This is a genomic window from Kribbella sp. NPDC048837 (assembly GCF_055586945.1).
On record NZ_JBVJHF010000001.1, the window covers coordinates 294454 to 313537 of the forward strand.

Below are 19084 nucleotides of genomic sequence, written 5' to 3' on the forward strand. Positions count from 1 at the left end.
CATATACGATCAACCGCCGAACCTGGTCAGGTCCGCGAGCTCGCCGGTGAGGTCCGTTCGTGCGCTCGGGTCGAACAGTTCGTACGAGCGGTCGGCGTGCCGCCAGGAGCCGATCACCCGGCCGCCTTCCAGCACGGCCGGCCGGAGCATGCCGCCTCCGGGGTATACGCGCTGCTGGAACTCGGCCGCCAGCGCGTGCCGCCGATCCCGGTAGCCGAGCAGATAGGCGTCGAACTCCCCCACCATCCGCACGTCCCGGCACCCCGGCAGGTCGTCAAGCGCCGCGAACTCATCGCCATCAACCTCGAAAGACACCGTCCCCGCCGCGTGCAGGCCCCGGCGCGCGATCGGCACCGCCAACCCCGACCAGGTCGCGAAGTCCTGCACCGTCGCCGGGCCGTACGCAGTCAGATAGCGCCGGGCCAGTGTCTCGACATCGCCCTCCTGCACGAGCGGCTTGCCCAGCCAGTCGCTGACCGCGACCCAGGTGTCAGTCCCAGGGCCGTAACACAGGCGGCCGAGCAGACCGGTGTGCCGGATGAGGGCGTACACCGCCTGCCCCTTCGGCTCGTCGATCAGCTTGTGCCGCACCAGTACGTCGGCCAACTGGGCCCGCGTCGACGGTCCATGGCTGAGCAGGTGCGTCTCGAGGCGGTCGGCGGCCTCGGCCCGGATCGCCGCGCTCAGACCGAGTTCGCCGTACCGGCGCTCGGTGTCCTTGATCAGCTTCGGTCCGAGCAGCCCGAGCAGGAGGCCGGCGTCCTCGACCGTGACGAGCTGGAGTGTGCCGCGCATGAACCATCCCCGGACGACCGAGCGGTCGATCTCCTGGGCGTGGGTGACGTCGGCGGCGGTGGTCGCGGTGGAGCGGGCCCGGACCGCGTGGGTGGCGCCGCGCCAGGTCTGGGCCTGGAGTCCCCCCGTCCGGCGCACGACGTCGGCCACCCCTCCGGGGCCGGCCTCGTTCACCGGACGCGCAAGGCAGTTGGCCTGCATCCGGGCTGCCAGTAGCCAGTCCACAGACCTCCGCGTCACTCCAGCATGACACCACGAACCGGCCTGGTCCGCACCTCGAAAGCACGAAACCGCCCCGGCCGGTCGGCCGGGGCGGTTTGAGGGGAAGCTATCCGCCGAGCGCGGGCGCGACCAGGTTGGCGTAGTTGGCCTGGCCGGTGACGTTCGGGTGGTAGGACTCGCTGACCGGGTTCGACAGGCCGTTGATCCACTCCGGGCTGCCGCAGACGGAGTGGCCGATGAACGCCGACGTCGGGTTGACGAACGAGAATCCCGCGGCGCTCGCCGCGGCGAGGAGCTTGGAGTTCAGCAGGTCGGCGGTCGTGTTCAGCCGGGTCATCTCGTCCGGGCTGAAGAACGTGCCGGCGTTGCAGTCGGTGCCGTTGAACAGCCGCGGGTACCCGACCACGACCACCCGGGCGGACGCGGCCCGGCTCCTGATCGAGGAGTACAGACCGTTCAGCCGGCCGGGCAGCGTGTTGTTGATGATCGACTGGGCGTTGGCGACCGCCCCGGTGCAGTTGCCGAGCCAGGACGGCTTCGCGCACTCGGTGATGACCGACGAGAACCCGGCGTCGTTGCCACCGACCTGCACCGAGACGATGTTCGTCGCGCTCGTCACCGACGGGAGCTGGTTGGCGGTGACGTCGGCGACGCGGGCTCCGGAGCAGGCCACGAAGGTGAGGGTGGCGCCGATCCGGGCCGCGTCGAGGTACGGGTACGCCTTGACCGAGCGCTGGCAGGACCCGCTGCTGGAGATGTAGGTCCGGGTGCCGACGCCCGAGGCGTAGGAGTCGCCCAGGGCGACGTAGTTCGACGCCGCGTGGGCGACGCCGGGGGTGAGCAGCGTCGCGGCGCCGAGAGCCGCGGCGGAGAGCAAACTGGCGATGGATTTCATGGGCGGACCGCCTTTGCGTGCGAGGGGTGGCGACGAAGGCACTCAAAGTCACCTTCGCCGACTCGCCAGTAACACACAAGGGTCTGGTAAGAAATTCACCGCCAGTTGCCGATTCCGGTTGGCCGCGTTTCGGAACTGCTAGTCGTTCCAGGACGACAGGCCCGGGCCGGGCGGCAGCGGGTAGCAGCCGTCGGTCAGTTGGACCCGCCCGTCCGCGGGCAGCAGACCACTCTCCACATAGATGGTGTTGGGCAGCGCGGCGAGCACGTGGATGTGTGCACCACCGCCGTGCGAGGCGTACGGCACGCCGAACCCGGCAGCCATCAGCCCGATCTCCAGGCAGTCGGTGAGCCCGCCGGCGCGCCGGAGGTCGGGCTGGATGACGCCGACCCCACCGCGAGCGATCAGGTCACGGAAGGCCGCCTGCCCGTACCGGTTCTCACCGGTCGCGATCGGGATGTCCAGCTTCTCCGCCAGCCGGACATGGCCGTCGGTGTCGGCGGCCGGCAGCGGCTCCTCGAACCACCGGCAGTCGAGCTCCTCGTACACACGTCCCCGCCGCAGGGCCTCGGAGTACCCGAAGGCCTGGTTGGCGTCGACCATCAGCGGTGCGTCCGGGCCGATCACCGCGCGTACCGCCTTGATCCGGCGGACGTCCTCGGTGAGCGGTCCGCCCCCGACTTTCATCTTCACACCGCGGAAGCCCTGCTCCATCGCCTTGGCCGCCACGGTCTCCAGGCCCGTGACGTCCAGCTCGAGCCACCCCACCATCGCGTACGTCGGGATCGCGGTCCGCTGCGCCCCGAGCAGCTTCCACACCGGCACGTCCAGCGACTTGCCGAGCAGGTCCCACAACGCCAGATCGATCGCCGAGATCCCGTACGACGACAGCCCGGCCGTGCCCTGGTAGTCGGTCAGGGTCTGCAGCTTCTGCCGGATCCCCCGGATCAGCGCCGGGTCCTCGCCGACGATCACGGGCGCCAGTTGCTCGGTGATGATCTTGGCCAGCACCGCCGGCGAGCTCGCCACCCGGCCGAAGTACGTCGTACTGACCCCGCTCACGCCCTCGTCGGTGTCGATCCGCACGCGGGTCTGCCCGTTGCGATCGAGCAGCTGGATCGCGTCGCGGACCGCGTGCGCCTTCGGCTCCGACACGACCTCGACGCTGATCTCCTTGATCTTCATCGTCACCCCTTGCCCGCGAGGACGTCTTCGACCTTCTGCTTGACGCTGCCCAGCGCCGCTTCGGCGGTCTTCTTGCCGCTCCACACGTCGTCCAGCACCGGACGGTAGATGGTCCGGGCGCGTTCGATGTAGCGGCTGAAGTTCTCGTTCACCGCGTTGTCGAGTGCCTGGGTGACCATCGGCAGGTTGGACGGCGCCTTGTCGTCGGGCTTGAACAGCGCCGCCGAGCTCTTGGCGACCGGCATGAAGCCGCGCGACTCGGCGAGCAGCTTGGCCGCGTCAGCTCCGGCGCAGTACTTCAGGAAGGCCCACGCGGCGTCGGGGTCCTTGGACGCCTTCGGGACTGCCAGCACGGTCAGGGTGTTCACGGTCGTCCGGCTGACCTTCATCGGCGTCGGGAAGATGTCCCACTTCACCTTCGCGTTCTTGCGCAGGTACGGGACGCCGCTGGTCAGTGCCAGCAGCATCGCGGCCTTGCCGGTGCCGAGCTGGGACAGCGCCCAGTTCGGCGTCTGCCGCCCGGCGGTGACGGTGGCGAAGTCCGGGTGGGCCTTGTGGACCAGGGCGAGGTCGGCGACCCACTGGATCGCCTCGGCACCCTGCGGCTCGGCCAGGGCGAAGCGGGTCGCGTCCTTCGAGTAGATCCCGTCGCCACCGTTGCTGGTCGGGAAGACCGTCTCCAGCGACGTGTCGGGGAAGACCAGTGCTCCCCAGCGCTCGCCGTTCGGCTTGGTCAGCTTCTTCGCGGCGTCGACGAAGTCGTCCCAGGTCCAGCCGCTCTTGGCCCAGTCCTTCGGCGGTAGCTCGACACCCGCCTCGGCGAACGCGTCGGTGTTGCAGTACAGGACACCCGGGTTGGTCATGATCGGCCAGGCTCCGTGCCCGCCGTCGGGCTGCTTCGCGAAGTTGTAGGCGACCGGGAAGTAGTCGTCCGGCTTGATCCCGTCCTTCTCCAGGTACGGCCTCAGGTCGAGCAGCGAGCCTTCCGCGTAGTACCCGCGGACGTAGTCGTCGTTGATCCTGATCACCGTCGGCGCCGCGCCGGACGACAGCACCGTGCGCAGCTTGGTGTCGTAGTCGTCGCCCGGGATGGACTGGATGTCGATCGTCTTGCCGGCGCTCTTGGCCCAGTTCTCCGCGACTGTGTAGAGCGGCGTACCGCTGGTGGTGTCCCAGGTCATGAAGGAGGCCGTACCTCCGCCGCCGCCTCCGCCGCCACTGGCACCGTTGCCGCCACAGGCGGCGAGCGGGAACCCGGCGGCGAGTGCGCCGCCGCCGATACCGAGGGCTCTGAGCAGGGATCGGCGGGAGATGTCTGATGCGGTCATGGTCTTTCCTGTTCTGTCAGGGGTTCAGTTGGTGCGCAGTTTGGCGACCGCGTCTTCGTCCAGCTCGATGCCCAGACCGGGCAGTTCCCACGGGGTGATCTCGCCGTTCACCGGGACGAGCGGGTTCTGCCAGATCGGCACGTCGTCGAGGATCGGGTTGTGCTCGATGTTGTATTCCTGCGGGTAGACGCAGGACGGCGTACTGACCCAGAGGTGGGCGTGCGCCGACGTGCCGATCGTCTGCTGGGTGTTGTGCACGGTGATCGGCTTGGTGAAGGTGTCCGCGAGGACGGCGATCTTCTTGAACTCGGTGATGCCGCCGCACTTGATGACGTCGGGCTGCAGGATGTCGACCCGCCCGGTCATGATCAGGTCGCGGAACTGCCAGGTGGTGTACTCCTGCTCCCCCGCCGCGATCGGGATGTCGACCGCGTCGGCCAGCCGTCCGTACGCCGCGTAGTCGTGCGCGGCGAGCGGTTCCTCGAAGTGCCAGACGCCGAGATCCTCCAGCGCGTGGGCCAGTTTGATCGCGGTGTGCTCGTAGTACGCGTTGTTCACGTCGACGAGGATCGGGAAGTCGTCCCCGACCAGGGCCCGGACCGCGGTCACGGTCGCGATGGTCTGGTCGAAGCCGTCGTCGTGCATCCACGGCGTGGACGAGTGGATCTTGTAGCCGTGGAAGCCCTTCTCCTGGAAGGACTGCGCGCGCTCGGCCTCCTGCTGCGGGGTCATCCCGCGGGCCATCGAGCTGGCGTAGACCTTCGCGCTCGGGCGGTACTTGCCGCCGAGCAGTTTGTAGGTGGGCAGCCCGGCGGCCTTGCCGAGCAGGTCCCACAGGGCGATGTCGATGCCGGCGATCGCGTTCAGCTGGGCGCCGCCGGGGCCGAGCTTGTACGGCTTGGTGTACAGCCGGCGCCAGAGCCGCTCGATGTCGGTCGCCTCCTCGCCGACGAGCAGCGGCGCGAGGGCCTGCTCCACGACACTGTGCGAGACGTGGGCGTTCATCGGGCTGACCTCGCCGACGCCCACCAGCCCCTCGTCGGTGTGGACCTTCACGATGTGGAGCTTGTCGAGCAGGATGATCGATTCGATTCGGGTGATCCGCATGGCTATCCCTTCAGGCCGGACATCGTGATGCCTTGGACGAAGTACTTCTGGGCCAGCAGGAACAGCAGCAGCGGCGGCAGGATCGTCAGCGTCGCGGCGGCCATCATCAGGTTGGTCTGGGTGAAGTACTCGCCCTTGAACAGCGCGAGCGCGATCGGCATCGTCTGCAACCGCGTCGAGTTGAGGAAGATCAGCGGCCCGAACAGGTCGTTCCACGAGCCCATGAAGGTCAGCGCGCCGACCGCGGCCAGGGCCGGTTTCACCTGCGGCAGCATGATCCGCCAGAAGGTGCCGAAGGTGGACGCGCCGTCGAGCTTGGCCGCCTCCTCGAGCTCTATCGGAACGCCGCGGAACGCCTGCCGGAGCAGGAACGTGCCGAAGACCGGCGTCAGGACGTTCGGGATCCAGAGCGGGTAGTGGGTGTCGATCCAGCCCATCTCGCGGAACAGCATGTACTGCGGGACCAGGTAGACGATGCCCGGGATCATTGCCGTCGACAACAACAGTGCGAAGGCCAGGTTCTTGAAGGCGAAGTTCAGCCGGGCGAAGCCGTAGCCGGCCAGCGACGCGAACACCAGCAGGAAACCGACGTTCAGCGCGGCCAGCTTGCAGCTGTTCAGGAAGAACGGCAGCAGCCCGTTGCCGGCCTGGGAGTAGTTGGCCCACTGGAAGGTGGACGGGACGAACGTCGGCGGCGACTGCAGTACTTCGTTCTCCGGCTTGAGCGATGCGCTGATCATCCAGAGCAGCGGCATCGCGAACACCACGGCGAAGAACAGCAGGACGACGATCAGCACGACGCGGCGTGGGATGTGCCTCGGTCGGCGGTTCACCGGAATCCGGAGGGCCTCAGTTGTCATAGTGCACCCACCGTTTCTCCATCTTCCACTGGATCGCGGTGACGACACCGACGATGACGAACAGCACCCAGCCCATCGCGGACGCGTAGCCCAGCCGGCCGTGCCCGAAGGCCGCCTCGTAGATCTGGAAGATGAACACCGAGGTGGCGTTGTTCGGCCCGCCGGACGTCATCACGTAGATGATCCCGAACACCTGGAACGAGGTGATGAACTGCGTGATGGTGAGGAAGAACAGGCTCGGCGTCAGCAGCGGGAACACCACCGACCAGAACCGCCGCCAGGCCGACGCCCCGTCCACCGTGGCCGCTTCGATCAGCGACTGGTCGATGCTCTGCAACCCGGCCAGCAGGATCACCATCGGATAGCCGACGCCCTGCCAGAGCGCGACGATGATCACCGCGATCAGGGCGGTCTTGGTGTCGGACAGCCAGGCCGGCCCGTCGATGCCGATCGTCTTCAAGGTGGAGTTGAACAGGCCGTTGTCCGGGTTGTACAGCCAGAACCAGACGAAGCCGATCGCGACGACGTTGGTGACCGCGGGCGAGTAGTACAGCGTCCGGAAGATGCCGATGCCCTTGATCTTCTGGTTGCACAGGACGGCGAGACCGAGCCCGATGAAGATGGTCAGGACGACCACGACCACCGTGAAGATCACCGTGTTCTTCAGTGACGGCCAGAACGTGTCGTCGGCGGTGAACAGCTCCTTGTAGTTCTCCAGGCCGAGGAACTTCGGTGCGTTCAGCCCGGACCAGTTGGTCAGCGACACCACCAGAGAGGCCGCGACCGGTAGGAGCTGGAAGAACAGCACCCCGAAGATGACCGGTCCGACGAACAGCCAGCCGGCCAGATTCTGCCGCTTCGGTTTGACCTTGACCCGTTTCCGGGCCGGTGGCCCGCCCTCGACGTCGGGCGGTTTGACGGAAGGAAGGACTGCGTTGACCATCGGTCACACCTCGATCCCGATGTACTTCTCCTCGAGGAATTCGAGGATGCCTTCGGAGCTGCCTTCGCGACCCAGCCCGGACTGTTTCGTCCCGCCGAACGGGGCCGCGGGATCGCTCAGTACGCCGCGGTTGACCGCGACCATGCCGGCGTCGATCTTCTGCGCGACCGCGAGCGCCTCCGCGGGATCGCCGTACACGTAGGCGATCAGGCCGTAGATGGTGTCGTTCGCCATCGCGATCGCCTCGTCGACGTCGCCGAACGACACGATCGCGGTGACCGGGCCGAAGATCTCGACCTGGTTGATCTCGCTGCCGTGCCGGACGCCGGTGAGCACGGTCGGCGGGTAGAACGCGCCGACCTCGGAGGGCTCGCCGCCCAGGGTCAGCTCGGCGCCGTCCGCGACCGCCTGGTCGACCAGCCGGGCGACCTTGTCCCGTTCTTCCGGTGACACCAGGGCACCGAGGTCGTTCGACCGGTCGGCGCCCGGGCCCATCGCGAGCTCCTTCATCGCCACCGTGATCCGGGTGGTGAACTCCTCGACGAGCGACTCGTGCACGTAGAACCGGTTGGCCGCCGTACAGGCCGAGCCGCCGTTGCGCATCTTCGCGACCATCGCGCCCTCGATCGCGGCGTCCAGGTCGGCACCGGGCAGGACGACGAACGGCGCGTTCCCGCCGAGTTCCATCGACGAGCTGACCACCTGGTCCGCGGCCTCCCGGAGCAGCACCCTGCCGACTTCGGTCGAGCCGGTGAAGGACAGCTTGCGTACGGCGGGATGGTGCAGCATCGCGCTCACCGCCGGACCGGCCGGCACCGGCGTCACCAGGTTGACGACTCCCGCCGGCACACCGACCCGACGGAGTACGTCGACGACGTACGCGGCGGTGAGCGGGGTCTGGCTGGCGGGCTTCAGCACCACCGAGCACCCGGCCGCCAGCGCGGGCGCGATCTTGCGCGTCGCCATCGCGGCCGGGAAGTTCCACGGCGTGATCAGCACCGACACGCCGATCGGTTCGCGCCGCACCACGATCGTCTTGTCGCCCGACGGCGAGAGCCGGTAGTCACCGCCGATCCGGACCGCCTCCTCGGCGAACCAGCGGAAGAACTCGGCCGCGTAGGTGGCCTCGCCCACCGCGTCGGCCCACGCCTTACCGTTCTCGGCCACGATGATGGCGGCGAACTGCTCACGCTCGGCGGTCAGGATGTCGAAACAGGCCCGCAGGAGCTCGGACCGCTCGCGCGGCGGGGTCGCCGCCCAGCCGGCCAGTGCGTCCGCCGCGGCATCCACCGCCGCGAGGCAGTCGGCCTCGGTGGCCGCCGCGAACCTGGCCAGCTCGGAACCGTCGGCCGGATCGTGCACCGCGAAACGCTGACCGTCACTGGCGGGCCGCCACTGACCATCGATGAACAGATCGTGCGGAGAGATCATCTGGTGTACTCCAAACGCCCGGTGAGACTCCGGGTCAGAACGGGTTGCTGCGATCGCCGGCGTACGCGGCCCGAGTGATCTCGGTCAGCGCGTCGACATCGAGCGGACGGGGGTTGTTGTCGACGAGCCGGGCCGACTTCAGGCCCATCGACGCGACGTAGGACAGCTGGTCCTCGGCCAGGCCGAGCTCCTTCAGCGTCGGCGGGATGCCGATCCGGTCGAGCAGGTTGTCGACCGCCTCGATACCGGCGACAGCCCGGGCCTCGGGACTGCCGGAGGCCGCGACGCCGAAGATGGTCGCGATCTCGGCGAACTCCTCGACCCGGGCAGGTGCGTTGTAACGCATCACGTACGGGAGGAGTACGCCGACGCCGAGACCGTGGGCGGTGTGGGTCAGGGCGCCGAGCGGGTACTGCAGCGCGTGCGCGGCCGCGGTCCCGGCGACTCCGAGTGCGTATCCACCGGCGTTGGCCGCGAGCATCACGTCGGCCCGGGCCTGCGCGTCACTCGGGTTCTCGAACGCGGCCGGCAGCGCGTCGGCGAGCAGAGCGAGGCCCCACCGGGCGTAGGAATCGCTGATCACGTTCTTGCCGACGAAGACGCGGTTCTCGCCGGGAGCCGATGGCGGCCGCCGGATCGCGGTGAACGACTCGACCAGGTGCGAGACCGCGTCCGCGCCGGCGCTCGCGGTCAGGCCGGGCGGGCAGGTGTAGGTCAGTTCGGGATCGCAGATGGCGACCATCGGGATCAGGTGCGCGGACGAGATCCCGGTCTTCAGTTCGCGGTGGCTGTCACTGAGCACGCAGACCGGGGTGACCTCCGAGCCGGTTCCACCGGTCGTGGGTACGGCGATGATCGGCATCACCGGCCCGGGTACGGCGTTCTCCCCGTAGTACCGCTCGAGCGGGCCGCCGTGGGTCAGCAGGAGGGCGATCGCCTTGCTCATGTCCAGGCAGCTGCCGCCACCGATGCCGACGATCAGCTCGATGCCTTTGTCCTTCGTCGCGGCGTAGCACGCCTCGATCCCGGCGGCCGGCAACTCGGCCTCGGTGTCGGACCACACGGTGACCTCGAGGCCGTGATCCTTCAGGTCGCTGAGCAGCTCGTCGAACTCGGCCGAGGCCGCCAGCCGCTCGTCCGTGCAGACCAGGGCCTTGCGTCCGTACTCGGCAGCGTAACGGCCGAGCACTGCTCGCTGGCCGGCGCCGAACACGACGGTGCGGGGGGCTCGCTGGACGCCGAAGGAGGCAGGGGTGATCGTCATCGTTGCAGGTCCTTGTCCGGTCGTGGGCGGGTCATTCGGCCAGAACAGCTTCAGGTCGTGCTCCGGTGCGGGCCGCCTCGAGGGCGGTCAGCTCGCGCCACAGGTCGTCGGCGATCTCGATGCCTTCGGCAACCGACTCCTGGTAGCGGGCGCGGGCGCCGTCGCCGGGGACGGCCACCGGCGTGTCCGGGTCGGCGGGCCGGCTGCGGCGTACCTGGTCCAGATACTCGGAGGCGGAGTGCCCGCCGCCGCTCATCAGGATGAACAGGTCGCCCTTGTTGCTCGGGCGGGTGTCGTCCAGCGTCCCGCCGACGGCCGTTCCGTAGGCGGCGCCGGTCAGGAAGGTGACCATCGCGCCCAGACCGAGTCCGAGCCCGTAGCCCTTCGGTCCCCCGAACGGTGCGATCGACCCCGTCTTGGCAGCCACCGGATCGACCGTCGGCTGACCGTCCGCGTCCAGCGCCCAGCCAGGCTCGAGCGGTACGCCGCGGAGCGCGTGGTCGTGCACCTTCCCCATCGAGATCTGCGACGTCGCCATGTCCAGCACCAGCGGATGCGGCTGCGCGGGGACGCCGAGGGCGAGCGGGTTGGTCCCGAGGATCGCCTCGGTCCCACCCCACGGGTGCACCAGCGCCTCGCTGGTCGTCATCCCGAGGCAGACCAGACCGCGTTCGGCGATCCGGCCGGCGTAGAAGCCGAGCATGCCGAGGTGGTTGTTGTTCGTGATCGAGCAGACCGCGACGCCGTGCCGTTCGGCCGCCGGAACGACGGCCGCCAGCGCGCGGTGCGCGACCACCGGACCCAGGCCCTGCTCTCCGTCGACGGACAGGTAGCACGGGCTGAGCCACTCGTGCTTGCCCGTGTTCGTCGGGCTCGCCGTCCCGTTCCCGAGCCGGCGGAGCAGCCTCGGCAGCCGGAGCAGGCCGTGCGACGGCACCCCTTTCGCCTCGGCGACGACCAGGAGCTCTGCTTGCTGAGTTGCGGCGGAGGCCGGCACTCCCGCGGACATCAGGAGGCGCTCGGCCAGGGACTGTGCTGTTGCGAGGTCTGTGCGCATTCGCGGCCATCCCAGGGTTGACCTTGCAGGTTTTTGGAGGCTAGATCAGATCAGATAGGATTTGCAATGGTCTGTGAATACGAATCCACAGATTTCTGCCGATCGGATGGACACCTCATGAGCCCACGCGACACCGAGCGTCCCGGACGCACCCGGATGAGTGACGTCGTCTACGAGCAACTACAGACTTTTCTGCTGGATGGCGTGATCCAGCCGGGCGAGCGGATCCGGGTCGACGAGCTCAGCCGCCGGCTCGGGGTCTCCCAGACGCCGGTCCGCGAGTCGCTGAACCGGCTCGAGGCCGAGGACCTGGTCACCAAAACGCATCTGATCGGATATTCCGCCAGCCCGAAGCTGACCCCGGAGCGGTTCGAGGACCTGTTCGAGGCGCGGTTCCTGATCGAGCCGTACTGCGCGGGCCTGGCGGCCGGCCGGCACCAGCGCGTCGAGGTCGAGCAGATCGCCGGGATCGCCGCCGACCTGCAGGCCCGGTACCAGTCCGGCACGATGTCGTACGGCGCCTTCGCCCGCAAGGACGCCGAGTTCCACCAGGCGATCATCGCCGCCACCGGGAACAGCTACTTCGGCGAGATCTTCGCCAAGCTGCACTGCCACCTGCAGTTGTTCCGGCTGCTGCGCGACTCCCGGGTGACCGAGGAGGCGCTGGAGGAGCACGACCTGATCGTCACCGCGATCCGCCGCCGCGACACCGAGGCCGCCGACCGCGCGATGCACGCGCACCTCAAGGCCTCCCGCGGCCGCCTCAGGTCGGCGTTCGAGACCGCCCCGCAGGCGGAAGCACTCCCCGAGGAGGCCGGCACGAGCTCCTGATCAGCGTGCCGGGCCGGTCAGGGTTCCGGCCCGGTCAGCGTTGCGGCCGGTCAGCGTTCGGGGCCGGGGACGGAGAGGGGGTCGAAGCCGTAGGGCAGCTCGAGGCGGTGGGCGCTCATCAGGCCGGCGTCGCCCAGCAGGTCCCGGGTCTTGCCATCGGCAACGATCCGGCCGCCGTCCATCAGCAGGCTGCGCTCACACAGCTGCAGCGCGTACGGCAGGTCGTGCGTGATCATCAGCAACGTCACGTCCAGCCCGGACAGGATGTCCGCGAGCTCCCGCCGGGCCGCCGGGTCCAGGTTGCTCGACGGCTCGTCGAGCACGAGGACCTCCGGCCGCATCGCGAGTACGGTCGCGACCGCGACGCGCCGTCGCTGGCCGAAGGACAGGTGATGCGGCGCGAGGTCGGCATGATCCTGCATCCCGACCTGGACCAGCGCCTCCTGCACGCGGTCGTCCAGCTCGGAGCCGCGCAGGCCGAGGTTCGCCGGGCCGAAGGCAACGTCGTCGCGGACCGTCGGCATGAAGAGCTGATCATCGGGGTCCTGGAACACCAGGCCGACCTTGCGCCGGACGACGGACAGGTGCTCGCGGTGCAGCCCCGTCCCGCCGATCTCGATCCGTCCGCTCCCGGTGCCGCCGGCCACCGAGCCGAGGATCCCGTTCAGGTGCAGGACGAGCGTGGTCTTCCCCGCGCCGTTCGGCCCGAGCAGCGCGACCCGCTCACCGCGCTGGACGGTGAAGTCGACACCGAACAGCGCCTGCCGCCCATCGGGATAGGCGAAGACCAGACGCTCGACGTGGATCGCAGGGCCGCTCACAAGCCGACCACCCTAGTCGCGACCGCGATCAGCACGGCAGCCAGGGAGATCGTCATGCCCTGTAGCCACTGCGTACGCGACGCACCCGCGACGCTGAGCGGGGGCATGCGTCCGGTGTATCCGCGCGACCGCATCGCCAGATGCACCCGCTCACCCCGCTCGAAGCTGCGCACGAACAATGCCCCCACTCCCCCGGCGACCGCTTTCAGATGACCGACCCGGCCGCCCGCATAGCCGCGCGACTCGCGCGCGATTCGCATCCGGTGCAGGTCGTCCGACACCACGCTCAGATACCGGACCATGAACGACAGGATCGCCACGAGCGTGGCCGGCAGCCGCAACCGCTCCAGGCCGGCGAGCAGGTCACGCGGCGCGGTCGTTGCCGACAGCAGAATCGCCGCGACCACTCCGAGCGTGCCCTTGGCCAGCACGTTCCAAGCACCGAGTACGCCGGACTCCGACAACTGCAGGCCGAGCACAGTCACGGTCGGCCCGGTCGCGACGAACGGCAGCAGCAACGCGAACACGATGAACGGCGTCTCCACGGCCAGCCGCCGGGACACCACCACCGCCGGCACCTTCGCGACGACCACGGCCGCCACGAGCATCACGGCGTACAGGCCGAAGGCCCAGAAGGCGGCCGCGGGCGTGGAGACGACGGCGAGCACGAACACGAACAGAGCGACCAGCTTGACCTGCGCCGGAACTCGATGGACCCGGCTGTCCACCGCTACGAGGAGACCGTCACCAGTCACGATGCCTTGCTCGCTCGTAGCGAGGCGAGCTTGGCGATGGCCAGGCCGACGACGATGGTGACAAGTACGCCGATGATGCCGGCGAGCGCGCCGGAGACCTGGGCGTTGCCGATGCCGCTGATGCCGTAGTCGGCGAGCGGACTGCCCGCGACCGCTGAGTCCTTGGCGGCGCTCTCGAAGCCGAGCTTGGCACCGACGAACTCCAGCCCGTCCGGGTGAGCGCTGGCGAACAGGCTCAGCCCGCCGGCCACCACGAGGCTGACCGCGATACCGACGCTCAGCGACCGTCCGGCGGGCCTGGCCGCGATCGGCTTGTCCGGCGAGACCGTGGAGGTGTTGCCGTCGGCGTCGACGAGGATCAGGTCCCGCTGCAGGTGCCGGGCGGCGTACACAAGGTCGGGCCGGGTCGCCACGACCGCGCTCAGCACGGCGGCGGTGATGACGGCCTCGCCGATGCCGACCAGGATGTGCCAGCCGACCATCGCGGTCGCGAGCTTGCCGATCGGGATGTCGACCGCGCCGCCGATCGCGTACAGCCCGGTGAACGCCAGCGCGGCGACCGGCACCGACACCAGCGCGCCGACGGTGGCGGCGGGTACGACGCTGCCCAGGCGCCGGGGCAGCACCCGTAGGACCGCGCGGGTCAGGCAGTACCCGACGAGCACCGTGATCAGGCCCATCAGCGTGATGTTCGTCCCGAGGGCAGTGAGCCCGCCGTCGGCGAACAGCAACCCCTGGACCAGCAGCACCGTCGACATCACGAGCACGGCGGTCCACGGGCCGACCAGGGCGGCCGCCAGCGCACCACCGAGCAGGTGCCCGCTGGTCCCCGCGCCGACCGGGAAGTTCACCATCTGCACGGCGAACACGAAGGCCGCGGTCAGCCCGGCCAGCGCCGGCCCGGTCTCGCGGATCTCCCGGTTCGCCCGCTGGAGGCTGAAACCGACCGCACCGGCCGCGATCAGGCCGGTGGCGACGGACGTCGGCGCGTCGAAGAAGCCATCAGGAACATGCACGGGCTCATTCTTGATCTAGTTGCGACCCGTTCGCAACAAGCGGTCTCACAACTCGCTCAGCGCCGCCCCGATCGCGCGGTGGAAGGTCGGGTAGGCGTAGATCATCTGTCGCAGAGAGTGCACGGGAACCCGCGCATGCACCGCGACCGCCAGCCCGCTGAGCACCTCGCCACCCATCGGTCCGGCGCTGGTCGCCCCGACCAGGATGCCGCTCTCGTTGTCGGCGACCAGCTTGATGAAACCTTCGTTGCCGGCCTTGTGGATCCAGCCGCGGGTCGACGCCGGGATCGGTGTCACCCCGGTGCGGACGTCCAGCCCCGCGTCCCGGGCCTGCTGCTCGGTCAGCCCGACCGCGCCGATCTCGGGATCGGTGAAGGTCACCCGGGGCATGGCGTGGTAGCTCGCGGTCGGTGCGTCCGGCTCCTGGAGGATGTCGCGGACCGCGATGTCGGCCTGGTACATCGCGTTGTGGGTGAACACCCCGACGCCGGTGACGTCGCCGATCGCCCACACCTTGTCGCCGGCCCGGACGTGCTCGTCGACCTCGATCCGGCGGGCCTTCGGGTCCAGCCCGAGGTGCTCCAGCCCGAGGTCGTCGGTGGCGATCCGGCGACCCGTTGCCACCAGCAACTTCTCCCCGGTGACCGCGGACCCGTCGTCGAGCGTGATCGTGAAGGTGTCCCCGGCGTACCCGATCTGCTGGGCGTGCACGCCGGTCCGGAAGGTGACCCCGTCGCGCTCGAGCGCCTCACGGGCCAGTACGCCGGACTCCGGCTCCTCCATCGACAGCACCTCGGCCGCGCCCTCGACCACGGTCACCTTCGACCCGAACCGGGCGAACACCTGGGCCAGTTCCATCCCGATCGCACCACCGCCGAGAACCACGAGCGAGGCCGGGAGCGTGTCCGCCTCGATCGCTTCCCGGTTCGTCCAGTACGGCGTACCCGCCAGGCCGTCGATCGGCGGGACCGACGGGATCGTGCCGGTCGCGATCACCAGACCGCGGGACGCCTCGTACTCGCGGTCGCCGGCCCGGACCGTGGTCGGACCGGTGATCGTGGCGCGGTCCTTGATGATCGTGGCGCCCTTGTTCACCAGCCGGTCCACCGCGACCTTGTCGTTCCAGGTGTCGGTGGCCTCCTCGCGGATGCGCCGGGCCACCGGAGCCCAGTCCGGCTCGACCGTCGCCTTACCGGCCATGCCGTCGACGCGGCGGGTCTCGGCGAGCAGGTTCGCGGCCCGGATCATCATCTTGCTCGGGATGCAGCCGTAGTAGGGGCACTCGCCTCCCACGAGGCGGGACTCGATCCCCACCACCCGCAGCCCGGCCTGCGCCAGCCGGCCGGCCGTCTCCTCGCCGCCGACACCAACCCCGATCACGACCACATCAACGTTGTCAGCCATGCCGCCCAATCTCGCAGACCGGCCCGGACCGGCCAAGCGCTGAGCCTGCGTGTCATCGCGCGGTAAGGATCCGTTCACCGCGCGGGGCTACGGTCCAGGCTCAGAGAAGTGGGGATCGCAGTTGTTCGATTTCTCGGGTTTCGGCACCATCAACCTCGAAACCGTCATCGCCGCCATCGCCCTGATCGGTACCGCCGTCGCCTGGCTGCTCGACCGCTACGTGCTGCGCCGCAAACGGCTCGTCTACCGGGTCCAGGTGGACGCGCAGATCGGGGTCTACCCGAGCCAGGACAAGACCCAGCGGATGGTCGACGTCGAGGTGCGGCACCAGGGCGCCGTGGTCGAGGACCCGAGCATCGTGCTGCTCCGGCTGGACAACGCCGGCGGGATGGACATCGACCCGCACGACATGCACGAGAAGGTGTCGTTCGCGTTCCCGGACCGCACGATCGTCGGGCTGAAGGTGACCGAGGCGCACCCGAAGTCGCTCGGCGAGATGCTGCAGCGCCGGATGGTCCCGGCCAACTTCGTCGACACCAGCAAGCTGGTGCTGCCCCGGATCGCGATCAACCGCGGCGACCACTTCAAGTTCCTGCTGGTGCTGTCCGGGACCGGCAAGGGTGTGAGCCACTCCGGCTACCTGGCCGGCGGGTCGACCGGTGGCGGGGTCTACCACGAACCGCGGCCGCGCGGGCCGGGGCGACGTACGTTGATGTTCGGTGCGTTGTCCCTGGTGCTCGTCGGCGCGCTGGTCGCCTTCTTCCTCGTCGACGTGCTGCAGCCGCCGGACGACTGCGTGTCGGGTCAGCTGCGGGTCATCGGCTCGACGGCGGTCGAGCCGACCATGCGGGAGCTGCGGACCGCGTACGCGGCCGAGTGCACGCACGCCGACATCACCATCGCCGCGAACGGCAGCCGGAGCGGCGTGCGCAGCCTCGACGAGATGGATGCGAAGGCCGCGGGCAACGTCATCGCGATGTCGGACGGGCCGGCCGAGGACGCACCCAACCTGCGCGGCGAACCCGTCGCGGTCGTGGTCTTCGCCGTGGTGCTGAACCGGTCGGCCGACGTCACCGCGCTGAGTACGACGCAGTTGCGCGAGATCTACAGCGGGAAGCTCACCAACTGGAAGCAGGTCGGCGGCCGGGACCTGCCGATCCGGATGGTGAGCCGGGTCGGGCCGGACTCGGGATCGCGGCGGGTGTTCCGGGAGAAGGTGCTCGGCGGTGATCAGGAGCTCGGGATCTCCTCCGACGACTGCCGCAGCGACGACGACGCCAGGGTGGCGACGTACCACCGCTGCGAGGTCGGGACGACGGAGGAGCTGCTGACCCGGGTGAACGAGATCGACGGCGCGATCGGGTACGCCGAGCTCGGGGGCGCGCGCAAGTTCCCCGAGATCGCGATCGCGACGGTCGACAACGTCGTACCCGATCCGTCGAAGGTCGCGTCGGGGTCGTACAAGTTCTGGGAGGTCGAGCACGCCTACACCTACCAGGCGCCGGAGGCGGGGTCGCTGACCGCGGCCTTCCTGGACTACCTCCGGTCGTCGCCGGCCCGGCCGGTGCTCGAGCGCAGCGGCCTGGTCCCGTGTGGGGATCTGCCGACCGGGTTCTGTGGTTAAGGTGCAGGCATGTACGTGATCGCGCACCTGAGTGACCCGCATCTCGACGGCTCCGAGGAGGCGCGGGACCGGCTGCGGCGGATCACGTCGTACCTGCGCAGGTTCCGGCGCCCGGTGGACGTCGTCCTGGTCACCGGCGATCTGGCCGACCACGGCCTGGAGGCGGAGTACGCCGAACTCGCGGCGGAGCTCAAGTTCGACGTGCCGGTGCTCGTGCTGCCGGGCAACCACGATGTGAGTGCATCGCTGCGAGCCACGCTCACGTCGTTCGTCGACGCGGACGGTGAAGGGCATCCGGTGCACCAGGTCCGGGACGTCGGCGAGGCACGGTTCGTCCTGCTCGACACGACCGTCCCCGGGGAGAACCACGGCTTGCTCCCGGAGGAGTCGCTGGCCTGGCTCGACGGCGTACTGCGGGAGCCCGTGGAGGGACCGCTGTTCGTCGCGTTCCACCAGCCACCGTTCGACCTGCATCACCCCACGATGGATCAGTGGATGCTGCGGACCCGGGAGCCGTTCGCGGCGGTCCTCGACGGTAGGCCCGTGACCGCGCTGTTCGCCGGTCACGTCCACAACGCCATCTCGGCGACGTTCGCGGGGATCCCGCTGCGCGTCGCACCAGGCATTCGCTCCGCAGTGCCACTCCCCTTCGAGCCCGCGAGCGCGGCCGGCACCCTGGTCGACCCCAGCGCCCATCCGGGCTTCGCCCTCCACGTTCATGTGGACGGCGAACCGCTGCAGACCGTCTACCGGTACCCGGTCCGATGAACGACCCCGTCCTTCGAATCATCGGTCGGGTCGAGTCGCCGCTCACCACGCGCGCCGACGCACCACGACAAGGTGACGAGGGAGCCCCCGACGCCTGGGTCGTCTTCGACGAATCCGTCCGGCCCGCCCTCGCCGACCTCGCGGCCGGTGACGAGGTCATCCTGATTACGTGGTTCGACCGCGCCGATCGGGGCGTCCTCACGGTCCGGCCTCGCGGCGACGTGTCGCGGCCGCCGACAGGTGTCTTCAGCACCCGGTCTCCCGACCGCCCGAACCCCCTCGGCCTGCACCGGGTCACGGTCCTCGCCGTGCAGGGCGACCGGGTTCAGGTGAACAATCTCGAGGCCCTCGACACCACCCCGATCGTCGACGTCAAGCCTGTTCTCGGCGACATCACCGACCGCTGACGGGTGACCGGGCCGGGTACGGACCGGTCAGGTAGGTGTTGACCTCCGCGACCGTGCCGTCGGCGTCCCGGATCACGTGCCGCAGCCCGTTCCATCGGGCGACCTCGACGCCGATCGCGATCATCCGCAGCCGGCTCGCCCCGGAGGCGAACGGCTCCGCAGTGTCACACCGCCGCGTGTACCACGTGCCGCCCTGGTGGTAGGTCTCCACATCCGCGTGCAGCTCGTGGGTGTTGTCTGGTTCGTACTGGTCGCACGATGTCACTCCGGCCCCCTACAGCTAGAAATCCCGCCACCGAAGTCCATCACCCCGCACCCACCCGCCACCGCTGCCGAAAGTCCCGGATCCCCGGGACCTCGGTCCTGAACGA

At 69.3% G+C, this 19084-nt stretch carries 19 protein-coding genes; 4 read left to right on the forward strand and 15 right to left on the reverse strand.

Annotation, left to right across the window (positions count from 1 at the left end; genetic code table 11):
• Window positions 1-9 precede the first annotated feature (9 nt).
• The 10 genes from ACZ6O0_RS01505 to ACZ6O0_RS01550 form a co-directional block, all read right to left on the reverse strand.
• Entirely contained in the window at window positions 10-1020 is a 1011-nt protein-coding gene (locus ACZ6O0_RS01505; RefSeq protein WP_465762843.1) for a winged helix DNA-binding domain-containing protein, read from the reverse strand.
• Between the two features lie 103 nt (window positions 1021-1123).
• Window positions 1124-1912, reverse strand: coding sequence for an SGNH/GDSL hydrolase family protein (locus ACZ6O0_RS01510; protein ID WP_465762844.1), 789 nt, complete (start codon window positions 1910-1912; stop codon window positions 1124-1126).
• Window positions 1913-2050: 138 nt separating this feature from the next.
• Window positions 2051-3097 (reverse strand): mandelate racemase/muconate lactonizing enzyme family protein, encoded by a 1047-nt coding sequence (locus tag ACZ6O0_RS01515; protein WP_465762845.1) that lies wholly within the window; start codon window positions 3095-3097, stop codon window positions 2051-2053.
• Window positions 3098-3099: 2 nt separating this feature from the next.
• Complete coding sequence (locus tag ACZ6O0_RS01520; protein WP_465762846.1) at window positions 3100-4425, reverse strand: ABC transporter substrate-binding protein; 1326 nt, start codon at window positions 4423-4425, stop codon at window positions 3100-3102.
• Between the two features lie 24 nt (window positions 4426-4449).
• Complete coding sequence (locus ACZ6O0_RS01525; RefSeq protein ID WP_465762847.1) at window positions 4450-5532, reverse strand: mandelate racemase/muconate lactonizing enzyme family protein; 1083 nt, start codon at window positions 5530-5532, stop codon at window positions 4450-4452.
• 2 nt (window positions 5533-5534) lie between these two features.
• Complete coding sequence (locus ACZ6O0_RS01530) at window positions 5535-6392, reverse strand: carbohydrate ABC transporter permease (RefSeq protein ID WP_465762848.1); 858 nt, start codon at window positions 6390-6392, stop codon at window positions 5535-5537.
• On the reverse strand, window positions 6382-7335 hold the full coding sequence (locus ACZ6O0_RS01535) for a carbohydrate ABC transporter permease (RefSeq protein ID WP_465762849.1): 954 nt from the start codon (window positions 7333-7335) through the stop codon (window positions 6382-6384). Before ACZ6O0_RS01535 ends, ACZ6O0_RS01530 begins: the two co-directional genes overlap by 11 nt.
• A 3-nt stretch (window positions 7336-7338) precedes the next feature.
• Window positions 7339-8766: an NAD-dependent succinate-semialdehyde dehydrogenase gene (locus tag ACZ6O0_RS01540; RefSeq protein ID WP_465762850.1), complete on the reverse strand. Its 1428-nt coding sequence runs from the start codon at window positions 8764-8766 to the stop codon at window positions 7339-7341.
• Between the two features lie 34 nt (window positions 8767-8800).
• The gene (locus ACZ6O0_RS01545; protein WP_465762851.1) at window positions 8801-10030 is read right to left on the reverse strand and encodes an iron-containing alcohol dehydrogenase; all 1230 of its coding nucleotides are present in this window, start codon (window positions 10028-10030) and stop codon (window positions 8801-8803) included.
• A gap of 31 nt (window positions 10031-10061) precedes the next feature.
• Window positions 10062-11087, reverse strand: coding sequence for an Ldh family oxidoreductase (locus ACZ6O0_RS01550; protein WP_465762852.1), 1026 nt, complete (start codon window positions 11085-11087; stop codon window positions 10062-10064).
• A 117-nt stretch (window positions 11088-11204) separates the two neighbouring features.
• On the opposite strand from ACZ6O0_RS01550, the gene ACZ6O0_RS01555 reads away from it, so the two are divergent.
• Complete coding sequence (locus tag ACZ6O0_RS01555) at window positions 11205-11918, forward strand: GntR family transcriptional regulator (protein ID WP_465762853.1); 714 nt, start codon at window positions 11205-11207, stop codon at window positions 11916-11918.
• Window positions 11919-11968: 50 nt separating this feature from the next.
• Here ACZ6O0_RS01555 and ACZ6O0_RS01560 read toward each other — a convergent pair whose 3' ends face one another.
• From ACZ6O0_RS01560 to ACZ6O0_RS01575, 4 genes are read right to left on the reverse strand one after another with little or no spacing between them, the layout of a single operon-like run.
• A complete protein-coding gene (locus tag ACZ6O0_RS01560) occupies window positions 11969-12739 on the reverse strand; it encodes an energy-coupling factor ABC transporter ATP-binding protein (RefSeq protein ID WP_465762854.1) in 771 nt (256 codons plus the stop codon).
• The gene (cbiQ, locus tag ACZ6O0_RS01565) at window positions 12736-13467 is read right to left on the reverse strand and encodes a cobalt ECF transporter T component CbiQ (protein WP_465762855.1); all 732 of its coding nucleotides are present in this window, start codon (window positions 13465-13467) and stop codon (window positions 12736-12738) included. Before cbiQ ends, ACZ6O0_RS01560 begins: the two co-directional genes overlap by 4 nt.
• 23 nt (window positions 13468-13490) lie before the next feature.
• A complete protein-coding gene (locus tag ACZ6O0_RS01570; RefSeq protein ID WP_465762856.1) occupies window positions 13491-14510 on the reverse strand; it encodes an energy-coupling factor ABC transporter permease in 1020 nt (339 codons plus the stop codon).
• 45 nt (window positions 14511-14555) lie between these two features.
• Window positions 14556-15914, reverse strand: coding sequence for a dihydrolipoyl dehydrogenase family protein (locus ACZ6O0_RS01575; protein WP_465762857.1), 1359 nt, complete (start codon window positions 15912-15914; stop codon window positions 14556-14558).
• Window positions 15915-16035: 121 nt separating this feature from the next.
• On the opposite strand from ACZ6O0_RS01575, the gene ACZ6O0_RS01580 reads away from it, so the two are divergent.
• Genes ACZ6O0_RS01580 through tsaA form a run of 3 tightly spaced genes read left to right on the forward strand, consistent with a single transcriptional unit; the run spans window position 16036 to window position 18713 of the window.
• Window positions 16036-17538, forward strand: a complete 1503-nt coding sequence (locus tag ACZ6O0_RS01580; protein WP_465762858.1) for a PstS family phosphate ABC transporter substrate-binding protein — start codon at window positions 16036-16038, stop codon at window positions 17536-17538.
• A 9-nt stretch (window positions 17539-17547) separates the two neighbouring features.
• Window positions 17548-18306 carry a metallophosphoesterase gene (locus ACZ6O0_RS01585; RefSeq protein WP_465762859.1) on the forward strand — a complete coding sequence of 253 codons (759 nt, stop codon included), beginning with the start codon at window positions 17548-17550 and terminating at the stop codon, window positions 18304-18306.
• Window positions 18303-18713, forward strand: coding sequence for a tRNA (N6-threonylcarbamoyladenosine(37)-N6)-methyltransferase TrmO (gene tsaA / locus ACZ6O0_RS01590; protein ID WP_465762860.1), 411 nt, complete (start codon window positions 18303-18305; stop codon window positions 18711-18713). The genes ACZ6O0_RS01585 and tsaA overlap by 4 nt, the downstream gene beginning before the upstream one ends.
• On the opposite strand, the gene ACZ6O0_RS01595 is transcribed toward tsaA, so the two are convergent.
• Entirely contained in the window at window positions 18700-18978 is a 279-nt protein-coding gene (locus tag ACZ6O0_RS01595; protein ID WP_465762861.1) for a hypothetical protein, read from the reverse strand. The two genes, tsaA and ACZ6O0_RS01595, sit on opposite strands and share 14 nt — an antisense overlap.
• Window positions 18979-19084: the final 106 nt, after the last annotated feature.